Origin of the sequence: Photorhabdus sp. S10-54, assembly GCF_963878145.1 — a bacterium.
Taxonomy (GTDB): Bacteria; Pseudomonadota; Gammaproteobacteria; order Enterobacterales; family Enterobacteriaceae; genus Photorhabdus; species Photorhabdus kayaii.
The window spans coordinates 1-1,188 of record NZ_CAWNXG010000140.1; the positions used below are offsets into that span (position 1 = coordinate 1).

Here is a 1,188-nt window from a genome sequence, read left to right on the forward strand (position 1 = left end):
ATTCGTCAGAAACGCTGCTATAGCGCTCCATTGAGATAAACGCAGCGGCAACAGCTTCACCTACAAATACCGCGTCAAGATCACTCAGTCCATCAGGTACCATTTGCGACAGAATAGTAATAAGTGCCAATCGTGCCTGTTCTTGGGATTCTGGAGATAGTTTGTCAAAGTTCATACCCGACCTCTCGACGGTAATAAAGAAAAAGGCCACGCATTGCGCAGCCCTTAAGAATTGCAGACATAAAAAACCCCGCAAGATGGCGAGGACTGAGATTCGGTTAAGACACCTAAGAGACACTTAAGGCAATCTTACCAAAAAGTATTGCTCATTTGCTCATTAATGTCAACACGTTCTATGCAATCTTTTTAATTTTCTCTACACGTTTACGTGAATTAAACACATTTTTCAGAGGTTGATACAAAAGATAGGTGCTTGCATTTAGAATCTCATCCACTTCACGACGACACGTTCCGCGAGATGGTTTCTTAAGCCTACCCCCCGAACGGGTCATCATTTTGCGGGGATTTGCGATCTTGTGATAGTAAGATGCGATTGATAATTTTGAGGCACCATGAACGTAATAACTCAGTAAAATGCCGTAGGCTTTCTTATCGATGAACATGACGGAATCGACGACCTGAGAAATCAACATTCCATCGTCATCATTGCACATCGGCCGGGTTTTGTTATTACTTGGTTTTACGCTCACAATGAACTTATAAATCATGTTTATCTGGCACTTATCTATACGACCACTATAAATCCATGCTCCCCAGAGATTTAACCAGCTATCAATCCAGTCGTGTTGCTCTTTAGTGAGCTGTCTTTCTCTAATACTGCTCATCTTACCCCCGGAGAACTGAATGATATTTGTCATATTTAGTTGAAAACATGACTGAGTGTTTTTTGCCCCTGACTATCCGATCCTGAATAACTTTCAGTGAACCATATTTGCATTGCAGAACTGCAAAGTTTTTCCTTGTTACTCCGTGCCTGAACCGGGCTTCTTCAATTGCTGTTTCAATATCAGTGAAGATTGTCATTGCTTAATCTCCTGAGCTTTGCCCGATATTCATCACAAATACGTTCGTAATCTTCACGCCGCCATTTCATTAGCGGCCTTGGCATCATTAGAGCATCAAACCTTTCTTGACCAATTTTCTCAATCAATCTGGGTTTATAGTTAA

3 protein-coding genes are annotated in these 1,188 nt (G+C 41.5%); all 3 read right to left on the minus strand.

Annotated elements, in window-relative coordinates:
• Window positions 1-353 precede the first annotated feature (353 nt).
• The 3 genes from AACQ83_RS24130 to AACQ83_RS24140 are packed head-to-tail and all read right to left on the minus strand — an operon-like array spanning window position 354 to window position 1,132.
• Window positions 354-845, minus strand: a complete 492-nt coding sequence (locus tag AACQ83_RS24130; RefSeq protein ID WP_192881114.1) for an antiterminator Q family protein — start codon at window positions 843-845, stop codon at window positions 354-356.
• Window position 846: 1 nt separating this feature from the next.
• The gene (locus tag AACQ83_RS24135; protein WP_158537832.1) at window positions 847-1,044 is read right to left on the minus strand and encodes a hypothetical protein; all 198 of its coding nucleotides are present in this window, start codon (window positions 1,042-1,044) and stop codon (window positions 847-849) included.
• Window positions 1,028-1,132 (minus strand): hypothetical protein, encoded by a 105-nt coding sequence (locus AACQ83_RS24140; RefSeq protein ID WP_339366782.1) that lies wholly within the window; start codon window positions 1,130-1,132, stop codon window positions 1,028-1,030. The genes AACQ83_RS24135 and AACQ83_RS24140 overlap by 17 nt, the downstream gene beginning before the upstream one ends.
• Window positions 1,133-1,188 lie beyond the last annotated feature (56 nt).